The 26028-nt window shown below is 71.2% G+C and carries 28 protein-coding genes and 1 riboswitch; of the genes, 26 read left to right on the forward strand and 2 right to left on the reverse strand.

The annotated features are described in order from the left end of the window. Complete coding sequence (gene ffh / locus ACIQAK_RS26600) at positions 1 to 1554, forward strand: signal recognition particle protein (RefSeq protein WP_366387706.1); 1554 nt, start codon at positions 1 to 3, stop codon at positions 1552 to 1554. A 139-nt stretch (positions 1555 to 1693) separates the two neighbouring features. Here ffh and ACIQAK_RS26605 read toward each other — a convergent pair whose 3' ends face one another. Further along, the gene (locus tag ACIQAK_RS26605; protein WP_366387707.1) at positions 1694 to 2551 is read right to left on the reverse strand and encodes a methyltransferase domain-containing protein; all 858 of its coding nucleotides are present in this window, start codon (positions 2549 to 2551) and stop codon (positions 1694 to 1696) included. A gap of 536 nt (positions 2552 to 3087) precedes the next feature. Here ACIQAK_RS26605 and ACIQAK_RS26610 point away from each other — a divergent pair. The 17 genes from ACIQAK_RS26610 (at position 3088) to ACIQAK_RS26690 (ending at position 16112) form a co-directional block, all read left to right on the forward strand. Further along, complete coding sequence (locus tag ACIQAK_RS26610; RefSeq protein WP_014048587.1) at positions 3088 to 3681, forward strand: hypothetical protein; 594 nt, start codon at positions 3088 to 3090, stop codon at positions 3679 to 3681. Positions 3682 to 3838: 157 nt separating this feature from the next. Continuing rightward, a complete protein-coding gene (rpsP, locus tag ACIQAK_RS26615) occupies positions 3839 to 4279 on the forward strand; it encodes a 30S ribosomal protein S16 (protein ID WP_366387708.1) in 441 nt (146 codons plus the stop codon). Between the two features lie 2 nt (positions 4280 to 4281). Continuing rightward, positions 4282 to 4521, forward strand: coding sequence for an RNA-binding protein (locus tag ACIQAK_RS26620; RefSeq protein ID WP_003980229.1), 240 nt, complete (start codon positions 4282 to 4284; stop codon positions 4519 to 4521). A gap of 132 nt (positions 4522 to 4653) precedes the next feature. Beyond that, a complete protein-coding gene (rimM, locus tag ACIQAK_RS26625; protein WP_366387709.1) occupies positions 4654 to 5265 on the forward strand; it encodes a ribosome maturation factor RimM in 612 nt (203 codons plus the stop codon). After that, positions 5265 to 6086: a tRNA (guanosine(37)-N1)-methyltransferase TrmD gene (gene trmD / locus ACIQAK_RS26630; protein WP_366387710.1), complete on the forward strand. Its 822-nt coding sequence runs from the start codon at positions 5265 to 5267 to the stop codon at positions 6084 to 6086. Before rimM ends, trmD begins: the two co-directional genes overlap by 1 nt. A 129-nt stretch (positions 6087 to 6215) precedes the next feature. Next, the gene (gene rplS / locus ACIQAK_RS26635; protein ID WP_031124475.1) at positions 6216 to 6566 is read left to right on the forward strand and encodes a 50S ribosomal protein L19; all 351 of its coding nucleotides are present in this window, start codon (positions 6216 to 6218) and stop codon (positions 6564 to 6566) included. Between the two features lie 45 nt (positions 6567 to 6611). Then, entirely contained in the window at positions 6612 to 7385 is a 774-nt protein-coding gene (lepB, locus tag ACIQAK_RS26640; protein ID WP_366387711.1) for a signal peptidase I, read from the forward strand. Continuing rightward, a complete protein-coding gene (lepB, locus tag ACIQAK_RS26645; protein WP_366387712.1) occupies positions 7378 to 8454 on the forward strand; it encodes a signal peptidase I in 1077 nt (358 codons plus the stop codon). Before lepB (ACIQAK_RS26640) ends, lepB (ACIQAK_RS26645) begins: the two co-directional genes overlap by 8 nt. After that, complete coding sequence (gene lepB, locus ACIQAK_RS26650; RefSeq protein WP_366387828.1) at positions 8357 to 9268, forward strand: signal peptidase I; 912 nt, start codon at positions 8357 to 8359, stop codon at positions 9266 to 9268. The genes lepB (ACIQAK_RS26645) and lepB (ACIQAK_RS26650) overlap by 98 nt, the downstream gene beginning before the upstream one ends. 50 nt (positions 9269 to 9318) lie before the next feature. Continuing rightward, positions 9319 to 10074, forward strand: coding sequence for a signal peptidase I (gene lepB / locus ACIQAK_RS26655; RefSeq protein ID WP_366387713.1), 756 nt, complete (start codon positions 9319 to 9321; stop codon positions 10072 to 10074). After that, the gene (locus ACIQAK_RS26660; protein ID WP_366387714.1) at positions 10071 to 10559 is read left to right on the forward strand and encodes an NUDIX hydrolase; all 489 of its coding nucleotides are present in this window, start codon (positions 10071 to 10073) and stop codon (positions 10557 to 10559) included. The genes lepB (ACIQAK_RS26655) and ACIQAK_RS26660 overlap by 4 nt, the downstream gene beginning before the upstream one ends. 64 nt (positions 10560 to 10623) lie before the next feature. Continuing rightward, positions 10624 to 10932: a DUF2469 domain-containing protein gene (locus tag ACIQAK_RS26665; RefSeq protein ID WP_003965949.1), complete on the forward strand. Its 309-nt coding sequence runs from the start codon at positions 10624 to 10626 to the stop codon at positions 10930 to 10932. A 165-nt stretch (positions 10933 to 11097) separates the two neighbouring features. After that, positions 11098 to 11457, forward strand: coding sequence for a YraN family protein (locus tag ACIQAK_RS26670; protein WP_366387715.1), 360 nt, complete (start codon positions 11098 to 11100; stop codon positions 11455 to 11457). Beyond that, positions 11457 to 13079 (forward strand): ATP-binding protein, encoded by a 1623-nt coding sequence (locus tag ACIQAK_RS26675; protein WP_366387716.1) that lies wholly within the window; start codon positions 11457 to 11459, stop codon positions 13077 to 13079. The genes ACIQAK_RS26670 and ACIQAK_RS26675 overlap by 1 nt, the downstream gene beginning before the upstream one ends. A gap of 161 nt (positions 13080 to 13240) precedes the next feature. Continuing rightward, positions 13241 to 14368 carry a DNA-processing protein DprA gene (gene dprA, locus ACIQAK_RS26680; RefSeq protein ID WP_366387829.1) on the forward strand — a complete coding sequence of 376 codons (1128 nt, stop codon included), beginning with the start codon at positions 13241 to 13243 and terminating at the stop codon, positions 14366 to 14368. Between the two features lie 252 nt (positions 14369 to 14620). After that, positions 14621 to 15457, forward strand: a complete 837-nt coding sequence (gene whiG / locus ACIQAK_RS26685) for an RNA polymerase sigma factor WhiG (protein WP_366387717.1) — start codon at positions 14621 to 14623, stop codon at positions 15455 to 15457. A 97-nt stretch (positions 15458 to 15554) separates the two neighbouring features. Further along, positions 15555 to 16112, forward strand: a complete 558-nt coding sequence (locus tag ACIQAK_RS26690; protein ID WP_366387830.1) for a helix-turn-helix domain-containing protein — start codon at positions 15555 to 15557, stop codon at positions 16110 to 16112. On the opposite strand, the gene ACIQAK_RS26695 is transcribed toward ACIQAK_RS26690, so the two are convergent. Continuing rightward, complete coding sequence (locus ACIQAK_RS26695; RefSeq protein ID WP_366387718.1) at positions 16063 to 16953, reverse strand: M23 family metallopeptidase; 891 nt, start codon at positions 16951 to 16953, stop codon at positions 16063 to 16065. The genes ACIQAK_RS26690 and ACIQAK_RS26695 overlap by 50 nt on opposite strands. Before the next feature lie 280 nt (positions 16954 to 17233). On the opposite strand from ACIQAK_RS26695, the gene rpsB reads away from it, so the two are divergent. From rpsB to ACIQAK_RS26735, 8 genes are all read left to right on the forward strand, one after another. Then, positions 17234 to 18160, forward strand: coding sequence for a 30S ribosomal protein S2 (gene rpsB, locus ACIQAK_RS26700; protein WP_366387719.1), 927 nt, complete (start codon positions 17234 to 17236; stop codon positions 18158 to 18160). Positions 18161 to 18259: 99 nt separating this feature from the next. Continuing rightward, the gene (tsf, locus tag ACIQAK_RS26705) at positions 18260 to 19096 is read left to right on the forward strand and encodes a translation elongation factor Ts (RefSeq protein WP_366387720.1); all 837 of its coding nucleotides are present in this window, start codon (positions 18260 to 18262) and stop codon (positions 19094 to 19096) included. Between the two features lie 161 nt (positions 19097 to 19257). Further along, the gene (gene pyrH, locus ACIQAK_RS26710; protein ID WP_366387721.1) at positions 19258 to 20031 is read left to right on the forward strand and encodes a UMP kinase; all 774 of its coding nucleotides are present in this window, start codon (positions 19258 to 19260) and stop codon (positions 20029 to 20031) included. 115 nt (positions 20032 to 20146) lie between these two features. Continuing rightward, positions 20147 to 20704 (forward strand): ribosome recycling factor, encoded by a 558-nt coding sequence (gene frr / locus ACIQAK_RS26715; protein WP_018509617.1) that lies wholly within the window; start codon positions 20147 to 20149, stop codon positions 20702 to 20704. Beyond that, positions 20704 to 21789 (forward strand): phosphatidate cytidylyltransferase, encoded by a 1086-nt coding sequence (locus ACIQAK_RS26720; protein ID WP_366387722.1) that lies wholly within the window; start codon positions 20704 to 20706, stop codon positions 21787 to 21789. The genes frr and ACIQAK_RS26720 overlap by 1 nt, the downstream gene beginning before the upstream one ends. 100 nt (positions 21790 to 21889) lie before the next feature. Next, positions 21890 to 22996 carry a 23S rRNA (adenine(2503)-C(2))-methyltransferase RlmN gene (gene rlmN, locus ACIQAK_RS26725; protein ID WP_084749954.1) on the forward strand — a complete coding sequence of 369 codons (1107 nt, stop codon included), beginning with the start codon at positions 21890 to 21892 and terminating at the stop codon, positions 22994 to 22996. A gap of 65 nt (positions 22997 to 23061) precedes the next feature. Then, a riboswitch (TPP riboswitch) is annotated at positions 23062 to 23178 on the forward strand. An 82-nt stretch (positions 23179 to 23260) separates the two neighbouring features. Continuing rightward, positions 23261 to 24361, forward strand: coding sequence for a thiamine ABC transporter substrate-binding protein (locus tag ACIQAK_RS26730; RefSeq protein ID WP_366387723.1), 1101 nt, complete (start codon positions 23261 to 23263; stop codon positions 24359 to 24361). Between the two features lie 53 nt (positions 24362 to 24414). Then, complete coding sequence (locus tag ACIQAK_RS26735; protein ID WP_366387831.1) at positions 24415 to 26028, forward strand: iron ABC transporter permease; 1614 nt, start codon at positions 24415 to 24417, stop codon at positions 26026 to 26028.

A 26028-nucleotide genomic window follows, 5' to 3' on the forward strand; every position in this document is an offset into this window, starting at 1 on the left:
GTGTTCGATACTCTCTCCGACCGCCTTAGCGCGACCTTCAAGAACCTCCGGGGCAAGGGCCGCTTGTCCGAGGCGGACATCGACGCCACGGCACGCGAGATCCGTATCGCCCTGCTGGAAGCCGACGTCGCCCTGCCCGTGGTGCGGGCGTTCATCGCCAAGGTGAAGGAGCGGGCGCGCGGCTCCGAGGTCTCCCAGGCGCTGAACCCCGCCCAGCAGGTCGTCAAGATCGTCAACGAGGAGCTCGTCGCCATCCTCGGCGGCGAGACCCGCCGGCTGCGGTTCGCCAAGAACCCGCCCACCGTGATCATGCTCGCCGGCCTCCAGGGTGCCGGTAAGACGACGCTGGCCGGAAAGCTCGGCCTCTGGCTCAAGGGCCAGGGCCACTCCCCGCTGCTCGTCGCCTGCGACCTCCAGCGCCCCAACGCCGTCAACCAGCTCAGCGTCGTCGCCGAGCGCGCCGGCGTCGCGGTGTACGCCCCCGAGCCGGGCAACGGCGTCGGCGACCCGGTCCAGGTCGCCAAGGACTCCATCGAGTTCGCCAAGGCCAAGGTGCACGACATCGTCATCGTCGACACCGCCGGCCGCCTCGGTATCGACCAGGAGCTGATGCGCCAGGCCGCGGACATCCGCGACGCCGTCAGCCCCGACGAGATCCTCTTCGTCGTCGACGCGATGATCGGCCAGGACGCGGTCAACACCGCGGAGGCCTTCCGCGACGGTGTCGGCTTCGACGGCGTGGTGCTCTCCAAGCTCGACGGCGACGCCCGTGGTGGTGCGGCCCTGTCGATCGCCCATGTCACGGGCAAGCAGATCATGTTCGCGTCGAACGGCGAGAAGCTGGAGGACTTCGACGCGTTCCACCCGGACCGGATGGCTTCCCGCATCCTCGACATGGGTGACCTGCTCACCCTGATCGAGCAGGCGGAGAAGACGTTCAGCCAGGAAGAGGCCGCCAAAATGGCCTCCAAGCTGTCGTCGAGCAAGGGCGGCAAGGACTTCACGCTCGACGACTTCCTGGCCCAGATGGAGCAGGTCCGCAAGATGGGCTCCATCTCCAAGCTGCTCGGGATGCTGCCCGGCATGGGGCAGATCAAGGACCAGATCAACAACATCGACGAGCGCGACATCGACCGCACCGCCGCGATCATCAAGTCGATGACCCCCAAGGAGCGCGCCGAGCCGACGATCATCAACGGCTCGCGCCGGGCCCGTATCGCCAAGGGTTCGGGCGTCGAGGTCTCCGCGGTCAAGGGCCTGGTGGAGCGCTTCTTCGAGGCGCGCAAGATGATGTCGAAGATGGCCCAAGGCGGTGGCATGCCCGGGATGCCGGGGATGCCCGGCATGGGCGGCGGCCCCGGCCGTCAGAAGAAGCAGGTCAAGCAGGCCAAGGGCAAGCGCAAGAGCGGCAACCCGATGAAGCGCAAGGCCGAGGAGGCCGCCGCGGCGGAGCGCCGCGAGCAGGCAGCCGCCCAGGGCGGTGCGCTCGGGCTGCCGGCCCAGGAGGACAAGAACTTCGAGCTGCCGGACGAGTTCAAGAAGTTCATGGGCTGACCGGCCCCCGGATCACGCGTAACCAGCCCTCGGACCATGCGTAACCGGCCCCCGGACCCGCGCAACCGGCCCCCGGACCATGCGTAAGGGGCGCCCTTGAGAGAGGGCGCCCCTTACGCATGCCAGGAACGACCGCCGGTCAGGTCGTGCAGACCAGGTAACGGAAGACGTTCGGCATCCACACCGTGCCGTCCGGGCGCCGATAGGGATGCAGCGCCTCCGCGACCTCCTTCTCCACCTGGGAGCGGTCGGTGGCCCGTACGGCGGCGTCGAACAGGCCGGTCGACAGCAGCCCGCGCACCGCGCTGTCCGGATCGGCGTACCCGAACGGGCACGAGACCCGCCCCGAACCGTCCGGCTGTAGCCCGGCCCGCGCGGCCACGTCCTCCAGGTCGTCCCGGAGGGCCGGCCGCCACCCGCCCGGCCGGGCGGGGCGGGCGGACTCCGCCAACCGGGCCGCGACCCGCAGCACGGGCGCCGTGGCACACCGCTCCGGCGGACCCCAGCCGGTCAGCACCACGGTGGCGCCCCGGGCGGCCAGCGGCAGCGCCGACTCCAGGTCCGGCGCCGGCCCCTCGGAGTCACCGGCCGCGCAGCCGATCGGCTCGAACACGGTGATCAGGTCGTACGGTGCCCCGTCCGCGCCGGTGCCCGCCGGGAGGCCGTTCTCGTGCAGCCGGGCCCGGTGCGCGGGCGCACCTTCCTTGTCCGCGTCGGGCAGCAGCCGCGCACGCGCCAGCGCCAGGCGCTCGCGGTCGGAGTCCACGCCCGTGACATGCGCCCCCCGGGCCGCCGCGACGAGCATGGCGAGCCCGGAGCCACAGCCGAGCGACAGCATCCGGGTGGCGGCCCCGACTTCGAGCCGGTCGTACACCGCCTCGTAGAGCGGTGCCAGCATGCGTTCCTGGATCTCGGCCCAGTCGCGGGCACGGGTACCGGCGTCCGCCGGCGCGGAGGGATCCGCGTCCCGGTGGTTCCGGACGAGCGTTGGTGTCATGGAAAGCGCCCCAATCCGCCAAGAGGTCGATCTTGCCCGAGTGGATGGCCCCCGCGTGCGTATGTCCGCACCCCCGTATGCCAGGGAACTGCGCATCCGCCGATCCGTCCAGGGGGCGTGGGGCAATGCTTGCGTGCCCCGGTCGTGCGCCCCGTCGGCGGACCGCCGCGCCAGGCCTTTCACGCCGTCGTGAGCCCGGCCCGGCCGAGGGCCGCACACACCCTCGTACCGCGTCCGCGCTTCGGACCAGTCTTACCCGACCCGGGGCACCGGGCACGTCGAGCGGTCCGGCGGGTACCCTCACCGGCGGACCCGTAAGTGGCGCCGGACGCCGGCGCACCGCACATCCCGTGCGCCGGGCGCACCGCGCGCTGTGCACCACCTTGGTGCGAGCTGTGCGGCTTCTCCGCAGTTCGGCGCACCCGCCCGCGTCCGGACACATCCAGGGCACATCACGGGCAACTGACTGGTACGTGCAAATTATTTGGGATGCCCCGGAATAGGAACACCGGGGCACTCGGACTCGTTGTCACGACGTGAGCACGACACCACCTGTACTTGCCGCAGAGCTGGCACAGGCGTGGGCCGACATTCAGCGGTACCACCCCGAGCTGCCCGATCTAGCCGCGCCCGAGTCCCTGATCGGAGAGTCCTCGTCCGCCTGTGGCGCCGAGCTCTCCTTCGAGCGACTGCTCCACGAGGCAGTCCACGGCATCGCCGCCGCGAGAGGAGTCCGTGACACCTCACGTGCCGGCCGCTACCACAACCGACGCTTCCTCGCGATCGCCGAGGAGCTGGGCCTCGACCATGTCGAGGAGCCCCACCCCAGCAGCGGATTCTCGCTGGTCACGCTGAATCCGGAGGCCAAGCGCCGGTACCGTCCGACCACCGAACGGCTGCAGCGCGCCCTCAAGGCGCACACGGTCGCCACCGCCGCCGACACCAAGCGCTCCTTCCGGGGCCCGGCCGCCCGGCACGGTTCCTCCGGGGGCGGCGTCCGGGTCAAGGCCGTCTGCGACTGCGGACGCAACGTCCGTGTCGTCCCCTCGGTCCTGGCCCAGGCCCCGATCGTCTGCGGCGGCTGCGGCAAGCCGTTCCGGATTCCGGAAGCGGCGGTCGCGGTGGGGTGAGCGGAAGTGGTGTGGCACAATGGCTAGCTGTACTCGACAGTCGCACAGGACCCCTCTCTCCTCCGGCTGACGCGTCCATCGGGCACTCCGAGTACCGCAACCCCACGTGGCATCTTGTTGTGCCCAACCACGTCAGAGACCAGGAGACACCACTTCCGTGGCAGTCAAGATCAAGCTGAAGCGTCTGGGCAAGATCCGTTCGCCTCACTACCGCATCGTCGTCGCCGACTCCCGTACCCGCCGTGACGGCCGGGCCATCGAGGAGATCGGCCTGTACCACCCGGTGCAGAACCCCTCGCGCATCGAGGTCAACTCGGAGCGCGCGCAGTACTGGCTGTCCGTCGGCGCCCAGCCGACCGAGCCGGTCCTCGCGATCCTGAAGCTCACCGGTGACTGGCAGGCCCACAAGGGTCTCCCGGCCCCCGCGCCGCTGCTGCAGCCGGAGCCCAAGGCTGACAAGCGTGCCCTGTTCGAGGCGCTGTCCGCGGACGGCGACGAGGCCAAGGGTGAGGCCATCACCCCCAAGGCCAAGAAGTCCGACAAGAAGGCGGACGAGACGGCTGACGCTGCCGCGTCCACCGAGTCGACCGAGGCCTGAGCATGCTCGAGGAGGCTCTCGAGCACCTCGTGAAGGGCATCGTCGACAACCCCGACGACGTGCAGGTGGCCTCGCGCACCCTGCGCCGCGGGCGCGTGCTGGAGGTCCGGGTCCACCCCGACGACCTCGGTAAGGTGATCGGCCGCAACGGCCGCACCGCTCGCGCTCTGCGGACCGTCGTAGGCGCCATCGGCGGCCGTGGCATCCGCGTCGACCTCGTCGATGTGGACCAGGTCCGCTGACCGCAGTTGAACACCGGCCAGGGCCGGGGAGGGCTTTCGAGCCGTCCCCGGCCTTTGTCGTCGGCCACCACCCCGGGCGTTCCCGCGACAGGTCGGGTCCCCAGTTCCCCACCCCATCAATCGGAGAACAGCGTGCAGTTGGTAGTTGCGCGGATCGGCCGCGCCCACGGCATCAAGGGCGAGGTCACCGTCGAGGTACGAACGGACGAGCCGGAGCTGCGGCTCGGGCCCGGCGCCGTCCTGGCCACCGACCCGGCGGCCATTGGCCCGCTGACCATCGAGACGGGCCGCGTGCACAGCGGCAGGCTGCTGCTGCGCTTCGAGGGCGTGGCCGACCGCACCGGCGCCGAGGCCCTGCGCAACACCCTGCTGATCGCCGACGTGGACCCCGAGGAACTCCCGGAGGACCCCGAGGAGTTCTACGACCACCAGCTGATCGACCTGGACGTCGTCCTCGCCGACGGTACGGAGATCGGCCGGATCACCGAGATCTCGCACCTGCCCTCGCAGGACCTCTTCATCGTGGAGCGCCCCGACGGCAGCGAGGTGATGATCCCCTTCGTGGAGGAGATCGTCACCGAGATCGACCTGGAGGAGCAGCGCGCGGTCATCACCCCGCCGCCCGGCCTGATCGACGAGAGGGAGGCCGTGGTGGCCTCCTCCCGTGACGAGGAGCAGGACGAGGGCCAGGACGAGGGTAAGGACGAGGACGAGGCCGACGAGGCGCCGCGGGGCGACGCCTGATGCGGCTCGACGTCGTCACGATCTTCCCCGAGTACCTGGACCCGCTGAACGTCTCCCTCGTCGGCAAGGCCCGCGCCCGCGGAGTGCTCGACGTCCACGTCCACGACCTGCGGGAGTGGACGTACGACCGGCACAACACCGTCGACGACACCCCCTACGGCGGCGGCCCCGGCATGGTCATGAAGACCGAGCCCTGGGGGGACGCGCTGGACGAGGCGCTGGCCGACGGGTATGAGTCCGGCGCGCACGCCCCGGTCCTCGTCGTGCCCACCCCCAGCGGTCGCCCGTTCACCCAGGAGCTGGCCGTCGAGCTCTCCACCAATCCCTGGCTGGTCTTCACCCCGGCCCGGTACGAGGGCATCGACCGCCGGGTGATCGACGAGTACGCCACCCGGCTCCCGGTCGTCGAGGTCTCCATCGGCGACTACGTGCTGGCCGGCGGGGAGGCCGCCGTCCTCGTGATCACCGAGGCCGTCGCCCGGCTGCTGCCCGGCGTCCTGGGCAACGCGGAGTCCCACCGCGACGACTCCTTCGCCCCCGGCGCGATGGCGAACCTCCTGGAAGGCCCCGTCTACACCAAGCCGCCCGCGTGGCGCGGCCGGGGAATCCCGGACGTCCTGCTCAGCGGCCACCACGGGAAGATCGCGCGCTGGCGGCGGGACCAGGCCTTCGCCCGTACCGCCCTCAACCGGCCCGACCTGATCGAGCGGTGCGAGGCGGGAGCCTTCGACAAGAAGGACCGCGAGATCCTCTCCATCCTCGGCTTCGCCCCGAAGCCCGGCGGCCGATTTTGGCGCAGGCCGTCCGCCGTGGAAGAATAGGCCGCTGCTGTACGTCCGATGTGCGCCCCTGCCACAGGGGGAAAGACGCCCGCCCGACGCGGTCAGCACTCCGAACCTCTCCCGACATCCCGTCGATGACCTGTGGCATCGGCGAAGAAAGCAGAACTCATGACTTCCCTGCTCGATGGCGTCAACGCCGCCTCTGTCCGTACGGACGTCCCGGCGTTCCGCCCCGGCGACACCGTCAACGTCCACGTGCGCGTGATCGAGGGCAACCGCTCCCGTATCCAGCAGTTCAAGGGCATCGTCATCCGCCGCCAGGGCTCGGGCGTCAGCGAGACCTTCACGGTCCGCAAGGTCTCCTTCAGCGTCGGCGTCGAGCGCACCTTCCCGGTGCACAGCCCGATCTTCGAGAAGATCGAGCTCGTCAGCCGCGGTGACGTCCGTCGCGCCAAGCTGTACTTCCTCCGTGAGCTCCGCGGCAAGGCCGCGAAGATCAAGGAGAAGCGCGACAACTGAGCTGCTTCCGGCGTCCACAGCGCGGCCGGATAGGATTCGGCCGCGATGGACACGCAAGCAGAGCACTCGGAGCGCGATCGCTCCTCGGAACCCCGCGCCGGGTCCGAGGAGGGGTCGCGCTTCTCGCGCGTCCGGGGCCGCGTCGAAGCCGTACGGCCCTGGCGGCGGCGCGTCCTCGCCGGGGCAGTGGCGGGCACGGCCGCGCTGCTGCTGTTCAGCGCGTTCGTGGTCCAGCCCTTCCTGGTCCCCAGCGGCTCGATGGAGCCCACGCTGCGGGTCGGCGACCGGGTGCTCGTCAACAAGCTGGCGTACCGGTCCGGCGCCGTGCCCGAGCGCGGTGACGTCGTGGTCTTCGACGGGACCGGCTCCTTCGTCCGCGAGGGCCTGGACGAGAACCCGGTGGCCGCGTCGGCCCGCGGGGCGGCGGCCTCCCTGGGCTTCGCCGAGCCCGCCGACACCGACTTCGTGAAGCGCGTGGTGGGCGTGGGGGGCGACCGAGTCGTCTGCTGCGACGCGCGGGGCAGGCTCCGGGTGAACGGTGTGCCGGTGGACGAGACGTACCTCCAGCCCGGCGACTCCGCCTCCAAGGCCCCGTTCGACGTCGTGGTGCCGCGGGGCACGCTCTGGATGATGGGCGACCACCGCAGCCGCTCCAGTGACTCCCGCGACCACCTGGGGTCGCCCGGTGGCGGGATGGTCCCCGTCGAGCGGGTGATCGGCCGGGTGGACTGGCTGGGCTGGCCGCCCGCCCGGATCGGCGGCCTTCGGGGGACCGGCGCCTTCGAGGGCGTACGGGCACCCGGCGGGGCGCATGGGTAACCGCGGGCGCCCGCGCGGCGCCCATGCCCCCGACGCGTCCCTGCCGACCGGGAGCCGGCCCACCGTGCCGCGCTCGCTGCCGACCCGGGCCGAGCGCCGCAAGCTCGCCAGGAAGGTCCGGCGCAAGCGCCGCAGATCCGCGGTGCGGGAGATACCGGTCCTCATCGTGATGGCGCTGCTGATCGCGCTGGTGCTGAAGACCTTCCTCGTGCAGGCGTTCGTGATCCCGTCCGGATCGATGGAGCAGACGATCAAGATCGGCGACCGTGTCCTGGTGGACAAGCTGACCCCGCTGTTCGGGTCGAAGCCGCAGCGCGGGGACGTCGTCGTCTTCAAGGACCCCGGCGGCTGGCTCCAGCAGGAGAACGCCGGAGGGAAGAAGGACCCGCCGGTCGGCGTCAAGCAGGTCACCGAGGCGCTGAAGTTCATCGGTCTGCTGCCATCCGACGACGAGCAGGACCTGATCAAACGGGTGGTGGCCGTCGGCGGCGACACGGTGAGGTGCTGCGGCACCGACGGTCGCGTCACCGTCAACGGCGTACCGCTGACCGAGCCCTATCTGCACCCCGGCGACCGGCCCTCGACCGTCCGGTTCGAGGTGGAGGTCCCGGCCGGGCGCCTCTTCATGATGGGCGACCACCGCTCCAACTCCGCCGACTCCCGCTTCCATCTCGACGAGCCGGACAGGGGCACGGTCTCCGAGGACGAGGTGGTGGGGCGGGCCGTCGTGATCGCCTGGCCGCTCGCCAACTGGAGCACCCTGGAGGAGCGCGAGGCCTTCGCCGCGGTGGCGCGGGCGAGCGGATCGGAGACGGCGGGTCCGGGGCCGTCGCATAGGGTTGCCACTTCGGATCGAGACGGAATGGTCCGGCTCCCGACCCCTGCGGAACTCCCGCTCGTTATGGGAGTGGTGGGCCTGCACCGGATCGGGCGCGGGCAGTGGCACGTATTGAGGAGTGGATGTGGGGGATTTGGCGGTCGGCGCACGATCCGGACACGACGAACCCGAGGACCGGCCGGAGCGCGACGAGTCTCCCGCGGGCGGGGCTGCGGTCCCGCCGGACGGTGACGGCGGTACCCCGGGCGACGGCGGTGGTGCGCCGGGCGGCGGCAGGGCTCCCAAGAGGCAGCGCTCCTTCTGGATGGAGCTGCCCCTGCTCGTCGGTATCGCGCTGATCCTGGCGCTGTTGATCAAGACCTTCCTGGTCCAGGCGTTCTCGATCCCCTCGGACTCGATGCAGAACACCCTGCAGCGGGGCGACCGGGTGCTGGTCGACAAGCTGACCCCCTGGTTCGGCTCCGAGCCGGAGCGCGGCGAGGTCGTGGTCTTCCACGACCCGGGCGGCTGGCTGGAGGACACCGCGACCCCGGAACCCAACGTGGCGCAGAAGTTCCTCAGCTTCATCGGTCTGATGCCCTCCTCCGAGGAGAAGGACCTGATCAAGCGGGTCATCGCCATCGGCGGCGACACCGTGGAGTGCAAGGAGAACGGACCGGTCACGGTCAACGGCAAGGCGCTCGATGAGAAGTCGTTCATCTTCCCGGGGAACACCCCGTGCAACGACAAGCCCTTCGGCCCGATCAAGGTGCAGGAGGGCCGGATCTTCGTCATGGGCGACCACCGGCAGAACTCCCTGGACTCCCGCTACCACCAGGAGCTCCCCGGCCAGGGCACCGTCTCCACGGACGAGGTCGTCGGCCGGGCGATCGTCGTCGCCTGGCCCGTGGGCCGCTGGGCGACCCTGCCCATCCCCAGCACGTTCGACCAGCCCGGGCTGAACGCGACCGCCGCGATGGCTCCGGCCGCCCTGGGCGTAGCCGGAGCGCTGCCTCTCGTGCTGTGGCGGCGCAGGAGGCTGACCGCCGGGCGTACCGCCGGGTAGGGTGCCGACTCGGATCAGCGATTGTCGATCTCCGATGGGGGAGCGCTGGGATGAGCGGTACGAAACGCGACGATGACGGCCGCGGCCGGACCGGCGCCATGGTGTCGGGTCTGGCCGTGGCGGTCGGCTGTGTGCTCTTCCTGGGCGGGTTCCTCTGGGCGGCGGTGGTGTACAAGCCGTACGCCGTCCCCACCGATTCGATGTCCCCCACGGTGAACGCCGGCGACCGGGTGCTCGCGGAGCGCATACAGGGCGCCGACGTCCGCCGCGGTGACGTGGTGGTCTTCACCGACCGCGTCTGGGGCGACACCCCGATGGTGAAGCGCGTGGTGGGCGTCGGCGGGGACACGGTGGCCTGCTGCGACAAGGGCGGACGGCTCACCGTCGACGGGACGCCCGTCGAGGAGCCGTACATCAACCGCGGCCCCGCCGCCCCGGGGACACCGGCGCCCGCCTCCCCGCAGAAGTTCTCCGCCGAGGTGCCCGAGGGCCAGATCTTCCTCCTCGGCGACGAGCGCTCCACCTCTCTGGACTCCCGGGTCCATCTGGAGGACGCCGGCCAGGGCTCCGTACCCCTGAGCGCCGTCCAGGCCCGGGTCGACGCGGTGGCCTGGCCGCTGGACGGCATGATCGGCCGCCCCGCGTCGTTCGCCGCGCTGCCCGGTGGCGTCTCCGCCGACGGCCCGCTCCCGCTCCAGGTGGGTGCCGTGCTGGTGGGCGCGGTGCTCATCCTGGGCGGGGCCGTGTACGGACCCGTCGCCGCCCGCTCAGCCCGCCGCGGGCGGACCGCCGGAACCACCCCGTGACCGGCACGGCCCGCCGGGTCGCCCGGGTGGTGCTCCTGGACCCCGACGACCGCATCCTCCTGCTCCACGGCCACGAGCCGGGCGACCCCGGCAACGACTGGTGGTTCACGCCGGGCGGCGGCCTGGAGGGCGACGAGACCCATGCGGAGGCGGCCCGCCGCGAGCTGGCCGAGGAGACCGGGATCACCGATGTCGAGCTGGGCCCGGTGCTCTGGAAGCGGATCTGCTCCTTCCCGTTCGACGGGCGGCGCTGGGACCAGGACGAGTGGTACTTCCTGGCCCGTACGGCACAGACCGCCACCGACCCCCAGGGCCTCACCGAGCTCGAACTGCGCAGCGTCGTCGGTCTGAGGTGGTGGACTTCCGCCGAACTCCTCGCGGCGCGTGAGACGGTGTACCCGACCAGACTCGCCGAGCTGCTGCGCACGCTCCTCGACGAGGGTCCCCCGCGTGTTCCGTTGGTCCTCGCCGCCGAAATCGTCTGATCGGCCGGGGGCGTCGGAGGCTGACGCACAATGGGGGGACGCACGGCTGAAGGGGAAACATGCCATGAGCGCCGAGGACCTCGAGAAGTACGAGACCGAGATGGAGCTGAAGCTCTACCGGGAGTACCGCGATGTCGTCGGTCTGTTCAAATATGTGATCGAGACCGAACGGCGCTTCTACCTCACCAACGACTACGAGATGCAGGTGCACTCGGTCCAGGGTGAGGTCTTCTTCGAGGTGTCCATGGCGGACGCCTGGGTCTGGGACATGTACCGGCCCGCGAGGTTCGTCAAGCAGGTCCGCGTGCTGACCTTCAAGGACGTCAATATCGAAGAGCTCAACAAGAGCGATCTGGAACTTCCGGGAGGCTGACGCCGCGCGGCCCGTGCGTCACAGGGCCGCCGACTCGTGCGAGATGCGAACACAGACCCGGTCACCCATGTGGGTGGCCGGGTTTTCCACATCCGGGAAGTTGTCCACCAAGATCCACAACTTCCGTCCGGCCGGGACAGAGTCGGTCCCGGAGGTGGTGGAGAGATGAACGCACGGGGGGCACTCGGGCGGTACGGCGAGGATCTGGCGGCCCGGCTGCTGACCGACGCCGGGATGGCCGTGATCGAGCGGAACTGGCGCTGTCGCGCCGGAGAGGTGGACATCGTCGCCAGGGACGGCGACGCACTGGTCTTCTGCGAGGTCAAGACCCGCAGATCGGACGCTTTCGAACATCCCATGGCCGCGGTCACCCCGGTCAAGGCGGATCGCCTGCGGCGGCTCGCCGAGATCTGGCTGGAGCGGCACGGCGGGCCACCGGCCGGCGGGGTCCGGATCGACCTGGTCGGGGTGATCGTGCCCCGGCGCGGCGCCCCCGTCACCGAACACGCGCGGGGGGTGTCCTGATGGGGTACGCGCGGGCGTGTTCCGTGGCGCTGGTCGGCGTCGAGGGCGTGGTGGTGGAGGTCCAGGCGGACCTGGAGCCCGGGGTCGCGGCCTTCACCCTGGTCGGGCTGCCGGACAAGAGCCTGATCGAGAGCCGGGACCGGGTGCGGGCGGCGGTGGTCAACTCCGGGGCCGAGTGGCCGCAGAAGAAGCTCACGGTGGGGCTCTCCCCGGCGTCGGTCCCCAAAAGTGGATCGGGTTTCGACCTCGCCGTGGCGTGCGCGGTCCTCGGTGCGGCGGAGCGCATCGACCCGGCCTCCATCGCCGATGTGGTGATGATCGGCGAGCTGGGCCTGGACGGCCGGGTCCGTCCCGTACGGGGCGTGCTGCCCGCCGTCCTCGCGGCGGCCGAGGCCGGATACCAGCAGGTCGTCGTCCCCGAACAGACGGCCGGGGAGGCCGCCCTGGTGCCGGGCGTATCGGTCCTGGGCGTCCGGAGCCTGCGCCAGCTGATCGCCGTCCTCCGCGACGAACCGGTCCCCGACGAGCCCGTCGACGACCGGGGGCGCCCCGACGCGATGCTCGCCGGACTCATGGTCCCGGGCACCGGCCTCGGCGCCGGTCTTGCCCCGGCCTCCCCACGCGGCGAGGGGCACCCCCCGGACCTGGCGGACGTCGCGGGACAGCTGCGACCCCGCAAGGCCCTGGAGGTGGCGGCGGCCGGGGGACACCATCTGCTGCTCTCGGGTCCGCCGGGCGCGGGCAAGACCATGCTGGCCGAACGGCTCCCGGCGGTCCTGCCGCCGCTGACCCGGCAGGAATCCCTCGAAGTGACGGCGGTCCACTCCGTGGCGGGCATCCTCCCCCCGGGTGAACCGCTCGTCTCCCGGGCGCCCTACTGCGCCCCGCACCACTCGGCGACCATGCAGTCGCTGGTCGGCGGCGGCAACGGCATGCCGAGACCGGGGGCGGTCTCGCTCGCTCACCGAGGGGTCCTGTTCCTGGACGAAGCACCCGAATTCTCGGGCAAGGCCCTGGACGCGCTGCGCCAGCCGCTGGAGTCGGGCCATGTGGTGGTCGCGCGGGCGGCGGGGGTGGTGCGGCTGCCCGCCCGGTTCCTGATGGTGCTGGCCGCCAACCCGTGCCCCTGCGGGCGGCACACCCTCACCGGTGCGGGCTGCGAGTGCCCGCCCTCGGTGGTCCGCCGCTACCAGGCACGGCTCTCGGGCCCGCTGCTCGACCGGGTGGACCTGCGGGTCGAGGTGGAGCCGGTGGACCGCGCGGATCTCCTGGAGCAGGGCGGCCGGGGCGAGCCGACGGCCGTGGTCGCCGCGCGGGTGCGGGAGGCCAGGGCACGGGCGGCGGAGCGGCTGACCGGGACGCCGTGGACGACCAACAGCGAGGTACCCGGCCACGAGCTGCGGACCCGGCTGCTCGCGGCCCCCGGGGCGCTGGCCGCGGCGGAGCGGGATCTGGAGCGCGGCATCCTCACGGCCCGGGGCCTGGACCGGGTGCTCAGGGTGGCCTGGACGGTGGCGGACCTGAGAGGCGCCGCCCGACCGGAGGCCCACGACATCGCGGTGGCCCTGGAGCTGCGGACCGGCATCCAGCGCGGGGCGCCGATGGAGGCGGGGGCGTGGTGAGCGGGGTGGATGCGGAGCGGTTGGGCCGGGGGTCGGGGCCCGAGCGGCCGGAGTCGGGCGAGGGGGCGCCGGGTGTGGGACAGCTGAGGCTGGGGTTGGACGCCGGGCCGACGGGCCGGGGGCCGGAGCCCGAGCGGGTGGCGCGGGCTGCTCTGACGCGGGTGTTGGAGCCGGGGGACGAGCGCGCCGGGGTGTGGCTGCGGCAGGCGGGACCTGTCGCCCTGCTGCGGGCACTCCGGGTCGCGGACGGCTCCGCGGAGAAGCTGCCGGGGATGACCGCCGTACGGCTGGAGGGTTACCGGCTCCGTGCGGCGGCGGTCGAGCCCGAGCGGGACCTGGCAGCGGTCGCCGCCCTGGGCGGGCGCCTGGTCTGCCCGGGGGACCGGGAGTGGCCGAGCCAGCTCGACGACCTGGGGGACGCGCGGCCCGTCGGGCTCTGGGTGCGGGGCCGGCCGAACCTGCGGCTGTGGGCCCTGCGCTCGGTCGCGGTGGTGGGTGCGCGGGCCTGCACGCCGTACGGGGCGCACATGGCGGCGACCCTCGGCGCCGGTCTCGCGGAGCGCGGCTGGGTGGTGGTGTCGGGTGCGGCGTTCGGCGTGGACGGGGCGGCGCACCGCGGGGTCCTGGCCGCGGGCGGTGCGACGGCGGCGGTGCTGGCCTGCGGTGTCGACGTCCCCTATCCCCGGGGCCACGCGGAGTTGATCGGGCGGGTGGCTCAACAGGGCCTCGTGGTGGCGGAGTTGCCGCCGGGCTCTCATCCCACCCGCAGCAGGTTCGTCCTGCGCAACCGGGTGATCGCCGCCCTGACCAGGGGAACGGTCGTGGTGGAGGCGGAGTACCGCAGCGGTTCCCTCGTCACCGCCCGGCAGGCACAGCGGCTCGGCCGGTTCGTGATGGGGGTGCCGGGACCCGCCACCAGCGGACTGTCGGCAGGAGTCCACGAACTGCTGCGCGGCGAGGGGGTGCTGGTCACCGACGCGTCCGAAGTCGCCGAGCTGGTCGGGGACATCGGCGACCTCGCACCGGACCGGCGCGGCCCCGTGCTGCCCCGCGACCGGCTGGACCCGGTGGCGGCGAGGGTCCTCGACGCCCTTCCGTACCACGGCCCCACCGACGCGCGAGCGCTCGCCCGCAGCGCGGGGACCTCCGCCGACGAAGCACTCGGGCGGCTGTACGAGCTGCACTCACTGGGGTTCGTCGAACGTGAGGGCGACGGCTGGCGGTTGACGCGTTCGCCCATGACGCGTCCGTCCCTCCGCGGCGGCGAGGCACGGCGAGGCGGTTCTTGACCTGGAGCATTCGGGTGAAAAGGTGAGCCGATGACCTCGCACGATCGATCGGTGACCGGTCGGGGGCCGTCGCCCACGGCGATGGCCCCGGCCACGGCGGGGGTGGGCAGCGTGAACGACAGAACGCAATGACGCAGCCCGGATCTCCGCTCCTGTGCGGACTGCGACACTTCAGTCACGCTACGCTCACAAGGATTCCGCCCCAGACAGAAGTCCCCCAGCACTTCACGGCAGAACGGCTCAAGGCACCACATGCCCCAGCACACCTCCGGGTCTGACCGCGCGGCAGTACCACCCGTTGCGCGTGGCACTGTGCGCCCTCCCGCCCCCTCCTCACTCGACGAACTGTGGCGTTCGTACAAGACCACCGGCGACGAGCGGCTGCGGGAACAGCTGATCCTGCACTACTCGCCCCTCGTCAAGTACGTCGCGGGCCGGGTGAGCGTGGGGCTGCCGTCCAACGTCGAGCAGGCGGACTTCGTCTCCTCCGGAGTCTTCGGACTGATCGACGCCATCGAGAAGTTCGACATCGAGCGGGCCATCAAGTTCGAGACGTACGCGATCACCAGGATCCGCGGCGCGATGATCGACGAACTGCGGGCGCTCGACTGGATCCCGCGCTCGGTGCGGCAGAAGGCGCGGAACGTGGAGCGCGCCTACGCCACGCTGGAGGCGCGGCTGCGGCGCACCCCGTCCGAGTCCGAGGTCGCATCGGAGATGGGTATCACCCTGGAGGAACTGCACGCGGTTTTCAGCCAGTTGTCACTGGCCAACGTGGTCGCCCTGGAGGAGTTGCTGCACGTCGGCGGCGAGGGCGGCGACCGGTTGAGCCTGATGGACACCCTGGAGGACACCGCCGCCGACAATCCGGTGGAGGTCGCCGAGGACCGCGAGCTGAGACGGCTGCTCGCGCGTGCCATCAACACCCTCCCCGACCGGGAGAAGACGGTGGTGACCCTCTACTACTACGAGGGGCTGACCCTCGCGGAGATCGGCAACGTCCTCGGTGTGACGGAGAGCCGGGTCAGCCAGATCCACACCAAATCCGTGCTCCAGCTCCGGGCCAAACTGGCCGATGCCGGACGCTGAGAAGTCCCTCCTCCGGCCACCCGGACCGAGGCTGAGCCCTTCCCTCCGGCACCTGCCGCCGTAGAGTGGACGCGTGCCCAGGATTCGAGCGGCCTCCGTGGCCGAGCACCGGACCATGCAGCGCGGCGCCCTCCTGGACGCCGCGCGCTCCCTGCTGTCCGAGGGCGGTACGGAGGCGCTGACCTTCCCCGCACTCGCCGAGCGTACGGGCCTCGCCCGGTCCTCCGTGTACGAGTACTTCCGCTCCCGTGCCGCCGTCGTCGAGGAGCTCTGCGCCGTCGACTTCCCGGTCTGGGCGGCCGAGGTCGAGAACGCGATGCAGCGCGCCGAGACCCCCGAGGCCAAGGTCGAGGCGTATGTGCGTCGCCAGCTCGACCTCGTCGGGGACCGGCGCCACCGCGCGGTCGTGGCGATCTCCGCGAGCGAGCTGGACGCCGGGGCCCGGGAGAAGATCCGGGCCGCGCACGGCGGTCTGATCGCCATGATCGTCGAAGCGCTGGGCGACCTCGGCCACACCCAGCCGAGGCTGGCCGCGATGCTCCTGCAGGGATCGGTGGACGCTGCCGTGCGCCGTATCGAGCTGAGTGTGGCGGAGGAGCCCGGCGTCATCGCGGACACCGCCGTCGCGATGATCCTGCGCGGCGTACGCGGCTGAGCGCGGCGGTCCCCGGCGCCGCCGCCCCTTCCGGTTCGGGCACCCCGAACACCGGCAGCAGCCGTGAGGGGCCGCGCCGCAGGAGGGAGGGGGGCAGCAGCGAGAGCGGGTCCAGGTAGGTGTCGCCCCGCCGCAGGCCCCAGTGCAGACAGCCCGCGGCGCAGTGGAACGGCCCCGCCTCCAGCGCGCCGACCGGCCGGCCGGCGACCACCTCCGCGCCCTCGGCCACCAGCGCCCGCACCGGCTCGTACGTCGTGCGCAGCGGGGGAGCCCCGCTCCCGGCCAGCTCGACGACGAGCACCCCGCGCCCGGCCACCCGTCCCGCGAACGAGACCCGGCCGGTGGCGGCGGCCAGGACCTCCGCGCCCGGCCGGGCCGTCAGGTCGACGCCGCGGTGGCCGGACCCGTACGGGCCGGTGGGCGGCGCCCACCCCCGTACCACCGTGGGTCTGCCGGCCAGCGGCCAGACCGGGCCACCGTCCAGCTCCGCGAACGTCCCGCGACCCGCACCCGCACCCGCACCCGCATCCGCATCCGCATCCGCATCCGCATCCGCATCCGCACCCGCATCCGCATCCGCACCCGCGCCCTCGTCCGGCCCGCCCGCCGACGTGGGCGGCTCCGCAGCCGTGTCCAGCCCGGCCGCCGGCGGGGGCCTCTCCGCCTTCGCGTCCGGCCCCGGCGGTGGCGGCGCCACCTCGCTCCGGGCGGCGGGCAGAAACCGGGTGCCGGCCGAGGTCACCGGCAGCGCCGCCGTCAGCACGGCCACGACCAGCAGGAACATCGGCACGCGGCACCGGTGGGGGCCGGGCGCGCGGGGCGGTGCGGGCAGGAATCGCATGGACCAACGCTCTCCCGGAGGGCCGGATTCCGGGGATCATGGACCACTCCTGTGGAGTACTCGCCGGTTGTGGACATCGCCGTCACCCGGCACCCTGCGGGTCCCGTACACTTCTTGTGGCGATCCGGGTCACCGGGTCGACTTCGCACGCCCCGCCACCTCCCCCATTTTCCGGATGGGTGGCCGCGCTCCTCGGTCCCTCGTGGCACGGCGCGTCGGGGCGTCAGGCGCGAACGCAAACCTGCGGTCGCGGTAACCGAGTACCTCAAGGAGTACGGCCATGGCCGTCGTCACGATGCGGGAGCTGCTGGAAAGCGGCGTCCACTTCGGTCACCAGACCCGTCGCTGGAACCCGAAGATGAAGCGCTTCATCTTCACCGAGCGCAACGGCATCTACATCATCGACCTGCTCCAGTCGCTGTCGTACATCGACCGCGCCTACGAGTTCGTCAAGGAGACCGTCGCCCACGGCGGCTCCATCATGTTCGTGGGTACGAAGAAGCAGGCCCAGGAGGCCATCGCCGAGCAGGCGACGCGCGTCGGCATGCCGTACGTCAACCAGCGTTGGCTCGGTGGCATGCTCACCAACTTCTCCACCGTCTACAAGCGCCTTCAGCGTCTGAAGGAGCTGGAGCTCATCGACTTCGAGGACGTGGCCGCCTCCGGCCTCACCAAGAAGGAGCTCCTGGTCCTCTCGCGTGAGAAGGCCAAGCTGGAGAAGACCCTCGGTGGTATCCGCGAGATGCAGAAGGTGCCCAGCGCCGTCTGGATCGTCGACACCAAGAAGGAGCACATCGCCGTCGGTGAGGCGCGCAAGCTCCACATCCCGGTCGTCGCGATCCTCGACACCAACTGCGACCCCGACGAGGTCGACTACAAGATTCCGGGCAACGACGACGCGATCCGCTCCGTCACCCTGCTCACCCGCGTGATCGCCGACGCCGTCGCCGAGGGCCTCATCGCCCGTTCCGGTGCCGCCACCGGTGACTCGAAGCCGGGCGAGAAGGCCGCCGGCGAGCCCCTCGCCGAGTGGGAGCGCGACCTGCTTGAGGGCGACAAGAAGGACGAGACCGCGGCTGACGCCGAGGTCCAGTCCTCCGCCGAGACCGAGAAGGTCGCCGACGCCGAGAAGCCGGCCGAGGCCGTCGCCGAGGCCGAGGCCGCTGCCGAGGCTCCGGCCGCCGACGCGGACGCCGAGCAGGCCTGACACCCGTCACGGCTGCTGACGGCGGGGGCCGGCGCCACAAGCGCCGCCCCCGCCGTTCACCCGTAGATCTTTCAGACTTCGAGAGAGACATACAGACTCATGGCGAACTACACCGCCGCTGACGTCAAGAAGCTCCGCGAGCTCACCGGCGCCGGCATGATGGACTGCAAGAAGGCGCTCGACGAGGCCGACGGCAGTGTCGACAAGGCCGTCGAGGCGCTCCGTATCAAGGGCCAGAAGGGCGTCGCCAAGCGCGAGGGCCGCTCCGCCGAGAACGGTGCCGTCGTCTCCCTCATCTCCGAGGACAAGACGTCCGGCGTCCTCCTAGAGCTGAAGTGCGAGACGGACTTCGTCGCCAAGGGCGACAAGTTCCAGGCCGTCGCCAACGCGCTCGCCGCGCACGTCGCCGCCACCTCCCCGGCCGACATCGCCGCGCTCCTCGCCTCCGAGATCGAGCCCGGCAAGACCGTCCAGGCCTACGTGGACGAGGCCAACGCCAACCTCGGCGAGAAGATCGTCCTGGACCGCTTCGCGCAGTTCACCGGCGACTTCGTCTCCGTGTACATGCACCGCACCATGCCCGACCTGCCCCCGCAGATCGGTGTCCTGGTCGAGCTGGACAAGGCCGACGCCGAGCTGGCCAAGGGCATCGCCCAGCACATCGCCGCGTTCGCCCCGAAGTACCTCTCCCGCGAGGACGTCCCGGCCGAGGTCGTCGAGGCCGAGCGCCGCGTCGCCGAGGAGACCACGCGCGCCGAGGGCAAGCCCGAGGCCGCCCTCCCGAAGATCGTCGAGGGTCGCGTCAACGGCTTCTTCAAGGAGGCCACGCTTCTCGGCCAGCCGTACGCGCTGGACGCGAAGAAGTCCGTCCAGAAGGTCCTGGACGAGGCCGGTGTCACCCTGAAGCGCTTCTCGCGCATCAAGGTCGGCATCTGAGTCCGTCCGGGCGAACAGCACTCGACCCGATAGGGTCGGGTGCGGTCGACGGCCGCACTCACGCCGGACGACCGCAGATCTGACGAGGAGGCCATTGCCGCTGTAGGGACACCAGACCCACCGGCAATGGCCTTCTTCGTATGTGCACGAGGAGAATTTCCATGGACAAGGGCGCGGACGCCTCTCAGGCCGACGACAAGCGCGACGACACGATTTCCGGGCGCTTCATGCTGAAGCTCTCCGGCGAGGCCTTCGCCGGCGGTGGCGGCCTCGGCGTCGACCCCGACGTCGTGCACACCATCGCCCGCGAGATCGCCGCCGTCGTACGCGACGGCGCCCAGATCGCGGTGGTCATCGGGGGAGGCAACTTCTTCCGCGGTGCCGAGCTCCAGCAGCGCGGCATGGACCGGGCCCGGTCCGACTACATGGGCATGCTCGGCACCGTCATGAACTGCCTGGCGCTCCAGGACTTCCTGGAGAAGGAGGGCATCGACTCGCGCGTCCAGACCGCCATCACCATGGGCCAGGTCGCCGAGCCGTACATCCCGCTCCGCGCCGTACGGCACCTGGAGAAGGGGCGCGTGGTCATCTTCGGCGCCGGCATGGGCATGCCGTACTTCTCCACCGACACCACCGCCGCCCAGCGCGCCCTGGAGATCGACGCCGAGGCGCTGCTCATGGGGAAGAACGGGGTGGACGGGGTGTACGACTCCGACCCGAAGGCCAACCCCGACGCGGTGAAGTTCGACGCGCTGGAGTACGGCGAGGTGATCACGCGCGACCTGAAGGTCGCCGACGCCACCGCCATCACGCTCTGCCGTGACAACCAGCTCCCGATCCTCGTCTTCGAGCTGACCGCCGAGGGCAATATCGCCCGCGCGGTCAAGGGTGAGAAGATCGGCACGCTCGTCAGCGACGAGAGCACCCGGGCCTGACGGCCCCCAGGATGGACAACGGCCTGCCGGTCGGACACCGTGCAGGTGAGGACGCGACGCAGGACCCGCAGGGCCCGTCGATGACGGGTCCGCTCAAGACACGCAGGAGCACGTGGTGATCGAAGAAATCCTCCTCGAGGCCGAGGAGAAGATGGAGAAGGCCGTTGTCGTTGCGAAAGAGGACTTCGCCGCGATCCGTACCGGCCGCGCGCACCCGGCGATGTTCAACAAGATCGTCGCCGACTACTACGGCGCGCTGACCCCGATCAACCAGCTGGCCTCGTTCTCGGTTCCCGAGCCGCGGATGGCCGTCGTGACGCCGTTCGACAAGACCGCGCTGCGCAACATCGAGCAGGCGATCCGCGACTCCGACCTCGGCGTCAACCCGAGCAACGACGGCAACATCATCCGGGTGACGTTCCCCGAGCTGACCCAGGACCGCCGCAAGGAGTACATCAAGGTCGCCAAGACCAAGGCCGAGGACTCCAAGATCTCGATCCGCTCCATCCGCCGCAAGGCCAAGGAAGCGCTCGACAAGCTCGTGAAGGACAAGGAGTCCGGCGAGGACGAGGTGCGCCGCGCCGAGAAGGAGCTCGACGACACCACCGCGAAGTACGTCGCGCAGGTGGACGAGCTGCTCAAGCACAAGGAAGCCGAGCTGCTCGAAGTCTGATGAACGACTCTTCCTGGGGCGCACCGCAGGGAGCCGGTTTCCGGGGTGCCCCCGAGATGGGGGTCGCTCCGGCGGGTCCTGCCTACGATGTGTATGAAGCCCAGCAGACTCGGCCCATGCCCAACGTGCCGGACGTTCCCGACGCAGGTAGAGACGCAGAGAGCCCCGACGGCCGGGACGGGGACGCCGCGTACGTCAGCGGCCCCCTGTTCCGTGACGAGAAGCCGCAGGAGCCCATGTCCACCCCGTTGCCGTCCCCGCCGCAGAAGAAGCGTGCGGGGCGTGATCTGCGCGCCGCCATAGGGGTCGGCCTGGGGCTCGGCGCCGTCATCGTGGCCTCGTTGTTCATCGTGAAGGCCGTCTTCGTCGGCGTGGTCGCCCTCGCCGTCGTGGTCGGCCTCCGGGAGCTCACCTCCCGGCTGCGGGAGCAGAAGGGCATCAAGGCGCCCCTCGTCCCGCTGGCGGTGGGCGGGGCCGCGATGGTCGTCGCCGGTTACGCGCGGGGCGCGGAGGGCGCCTGGGTCGCCATGGCCCTGACCGCCCTGGCGGTGCTGGTCTGGCGGATGACCGAACCGCCGGAGGGGTACCTCAAGGACGTCACCGCCGGCGTCTTCGCCGCGTTCTACGTCCCGTTCCTCGCCACCTTCGTCGCCCTGATGCTGGCGGCGGACGACGGGCGGTGGCGGGTCCTGGTCTTCCTCGTCCTCACCGTCGTCAGCGACACCGGGGCGTACGCGGTCGGCTGGCGCTTCGGCACCCACAAGCTCGCGCCGCGCATCAGCCCCGGCAAGACCCGCGAGGGTCTGCTCGGTGCCGTTTCCTTCGCCATGGTCGGCGGCGCGCTGTGCATGGAGTTCCTGATCGACGGCGGCGCCTGGTGGCAGGGGCTGCTGCTCGGTCTCGCGGTCGCCGTCAGTGCCACCCTCGGCGACCTGGGCGAGTCGATGATCAAGCGGGACCTCGGGATCAAGGACATGGGCACCCTGCTCCCCGGCCACGGCGGCATCATGGACCGGCTGGACTCGCTGCTGCCGACCGCGCCGGTGGTCTGGCTCCTGCTGGTGCTGTTCGTCGGCTCCGGCTGAGCCCGTACGCACCCGTCCCACCTGCACGTTCTACGAGTGAGGGTCCGTCGTCCACAGGGCGGCGGGCCCTCACCCGTCTGTCTGCGACACTGGATGAACCATGCCTAAGCCCGGAGAACTCACTTTCGTCGCGCCCCGCGGAGCCAAGAAGCCGCCGCGGCACCTCGCCGACCTCACGCCCGCCGAGCGCAAGGAAGCGGTCGCCGCGACCGGCGAGAAGCCGTTCCGCGCCCAGCAGCTCTCGCAGCACTACTTCGCGCGGTACGCGCACGACCCGGCGCAGTGGACCAACATTCCCGCCGGGTCCCGGGAGAAGCTCGCCGAGGCGCTGTTCCCCGACCTGATGTCCGTGGTCCGCCACATCAGCTGCGACGACGACACCACCCGTAAGACGCTGTGGAAGCTGCACGACGGGACGCTCGTCGAGTCCGTCCTGATGCGCTACCCCGAGCGCGTCACGATGTGCATCTCCTCCCAGGCCGGCTGCGGGATGAACTGCCCCTTCTGCGCCACCGGGCAGGCCGGGCTCGACCGCAATCTGTCCACCGCCGAGATCGTGCACCAGATCGTCGACGGCATGCGGGCCCTGCGCGACGGCGAGGTGCCCGGCGGTCCTGCCCGGCTCTCCAACATCGTCTTCATGGGCATGGGCGAGCCGCTCGCCAACTACAACCGCGTCGTCGGAGCGATCCGCCGGCTCACCGACCCCGAGCCGGACGGTCTCGGCCTCTCCCAGCGCGGGATCACCGTCTCCACCGTCGGGCTCGTCCCGGCGATGCTGCGCTTCGCGGACGAGGGCTTCAAGTGCCGCCTGGCCGTCTCGCTGCACGCCCCGGACGACGAGCTGCGCGACACCCTGGTCCCCGTCAACACCCGGTGGAACGTGCGCGAGGTGCTGGACGCCGCCTGGGAGTACGCGGAGAAGTCCGGCCGCCGCATCTCCATCGAGTACGCCCTGATCCGGGACATCAACGACCAGGCCTGGCGCGGCGACCTGCTCGGCCGGCTGCTCAAGGGCAAGCGGGTGCACGTCAACCTGATCCCGCTCAACCCCACGCCCGGCTCCAAGTGGACAGCCTCGCGGCCCGAGGACGAGAAGGCGTTCGTCGAGGCCATCGCGGCCCACGGCGTGCCCGTCACCGTCCGGGACACCCGCGGCCAGGAGATCGACGGGGCCTGCGGGCAGCTGGCGGCCTCCGAGCGCTGAGTGCGGACGGCCTCACGGCACCCGGCCGAAAACCGCCGGTGTAGCCTGGGCGCGAAATCAACTTCATATTCCGACAGGGGAGCGCCACAGCGCTGAGAGTGCGGCACCGAGGACAGGTCGGCCGCAGACCCTCTGAACCTCGCCCGGGTCATTCCGGGTAGGAAGTTCGGACCTTACTCAAGCTGTTGCGCCCTGCCCGCTTCCGGTACGACCCGGCGGCGGGCAGGGCCGCGTCTCTTCCTGGTCACCTCCAGGAGGAATCACATGAACACCACCAAGAAGTACGCCTCGACCGCGCTCGCGGCGGCGCTCGGCGTCACCGTCCTCGCGGGCTGCGGCGGCTCGGGCGACAGCTCGGCCGGGTCCGGCGCGTCCAAGGGCAGCGGCTCCAGGACCGTCACCCTGGTCACCCACGACTCCTTCAACGCCTCGCCAGCGGTGCTGAAGCGGTTCACCAAGGAGAGCGGCTACACCGTCAAGCTCCTCAAGAGCGGCGACGCCGGCGCCGCCCTCAACCAGGAGATCCTGACCAAGGGCTCCCCGCGCGGCGACGTCTTCTTCGGCGTCGACAACACCCTGCTCTCCCGCGCCCTCGACAACGGCCTCTTCACCGCGTACGAGGCCAAGGGCCTGGACCGGGTCGCGGAGGGCACCGAGCAGGACGACAAGCACCGCGTCACGCCCGTCGACACCGGCGACATCTGCGTCAACTACGACAAGAAGTACTTCGCCGACAAGAAACTCGCGCCGCCGCAGACCTTCGAGGACCTGCTGAAGCCCGCGTACAAGAACCTCCTCGTCACCGAGAACGCGGCGAGCTCCTCGCCCGGCCTCGGCTTCCTCCTCGGCACCGTCGCCACCCAGGGCGAGGACGGCTACGAGGCGTACTGGAAGAAGCTCAAGGCCAACGGCGTCAAGGTGGTCGACAGCTGGGAGCAGGCCTACAGCGAGGAGTTCTCCGGCTCCGCCGGCGGCAGGAAGGCCAAGGCGGACCGGCCGCTCGTCGTCTCCTACGCCTCCAGCCCGCCCGTCGAGGTCCTCTACGCCGACCCGCGGCCCGAGGAGGCCCCCACCGGCGTCTCCACCGGGACCTGCTTCCGGCAGACCGAGTACGCCGGACTGCTGGACGGCGCGAAGAACGAGGAGGGCGGCAAGGCGCTGCTGGACTTCCTGATCAGCAAGCCGTTCCAGGAGGACGTGCCGCTGAACATGTTCGTGAACCCGGTCGTCACGGACGCGAAGCTCCCGGCGATCTTCACCGAGTTCGGCGAGAGTGTCGACAAGCCGGCCACGGTGGCGCCGGACAAGATCGCCGCCAACCGTGAGCAGTGGGTCCGGTCGTGGCACTCGCTCGCCGTGAAGTAGCCGGTACCGCCGGCGGGGGAGGGCGGCGCGGGGCGGCGGTACGGCTCGGCCTGATGGCCGTGCCCGTCGCGTTCTTCGCCCTCTTCTTCGGCTACCCCGTGACCGCGATCGTCGGCCGTGGGCTGAAGGTGGCGGGCCGGTGGCAGTTCGGGCGGATCGGCGAGGTGCTGATCCGCCCGGACATCCTCGACGTCCTCTGGTTCACCACCTGGCAGGCCCTCGCCTCCACCGCGCTCACCCTGCTGATCGCCCTGCCCGGCGCGTATGTCTTCGCCCGCTTCGACTTCCCCGGGAAGCAGGTGCTGCGCGCGGTCGTCACCGTGCCCTTCGTGCTGCCCACGGTCGTCGTCGGCACCGCGTTCCTGGCGCTGCTCGGGCGCGGCGGCTTCCTGGACGAGCTGTGGGGGCTGCGGCTCGACACCACCGTGTGGGCGATCCTGCTGGCGCACGTCTTCTTCAACTACGCCGTGGTCGTACGGACGGTGGGCGGCCTCTGGTCGCAGCTGGACCCGCGCCAGGAGGAGGCCGCCCGGGTGCTCGGCGCCGGACGGTTCGCCGCCTGGCGGCGGGTGACGCTGCCCGCGCTCGCTCCGGCGGTGGCCGCCGCCGCACTGATGGTCTTCCTGTTCACGTTCACCTCGTTCGGTGTCGTGCAGATCCTCGGCGGCCCGGGCTACTCCACCCTGGAGGTGGAGGTCTACCGCCAGACCGCCCAACTGCTCGACCTGCCGACGGCCGCCGTGCTGACCATGGTCCAGTTCGCGGCGGTCGGCGCGATCCTCGCCCTGCACGCCGTGACCGTACGCCGCCGGGAGCGGGCGCTGAAGCTCGTCGACCCGGCGCAGACCTCCCGCCGGCCGCGCGGCGCCGGACAGTGGGCGCTGCTCGGCGGGGTGCTGTTCACCGCGCTGCCGCTGATCCTGCTGCCGCTCGGGGTGCTGGTGGAGCGGTCGTTCGACGGGCCGGGAGGTCACGGCCTCGGCTACTACAGGGCACTCCAGACGGCCGGGGGCAGCGGCTCGACCTTCTTGGTGCCGCCGCTGGAGGCGGTCGGCAACTCACTGCGATACGCGTTCGTCGCCACCCTCATCGCCCTGGTCGTCGGCGGTCTCGCGGCGGCAGCCCTGACCCGGCGGGCGGGGCCGCTGGTACGCGGATTCGACGCGCTGCTGATGCTGCCGCTCGGGGTCTCCGCCGTCACCGTCGGCTTCGGCTTCCTGATCACCCTGGACAAGCCGCCGCTGGACCTGCGGACCTCCTGGATCCTGGTCCCGCTGGCCCAGGCGCTGGTGGGCGTCCCCTTCGTCGTACGGACCATGCTCCCCGTACTCCGTGCGGTGGACGACCGGCTGCGCGAGGCCGCCGCCGTGCTGGGGGCCTCACCGCTGCGGGCCTGGCGCGAGGTCGATCTGCCGCTGGTGCGCCGGGCGGTGCTGGTCGCGGCCGGGTTCGCGTTCGCCGTGTCGCTCGGGGAGTTCGGCGCCACCGTCTTCATCGCCCGGCCCGACAACCCGACCCTGCCGGTCGCGGTCGCCCGGCTGCTGGGTCGGTCCGGGGAGCTCAACTACGGGCAGGCGATGGCCCTCAGCACGATCCTGATGCTGGTGTGCGCGGCCTCGCTGCTGCTCCTCGAACGCATCCGTACCGACCGATCCGGGGAGTTCTGA

The sequence above is a fragment of the Streptomyces sp. NPDC088706 genome, from assembly GCF_044752765.1.
In the GTDB taxonomy this organism is placed as follows: domain Bacteria; phylum Actinomycetota; class Actinomycetes; order Streptomycetales; family Streptomycetaceae; genus Streptomyces.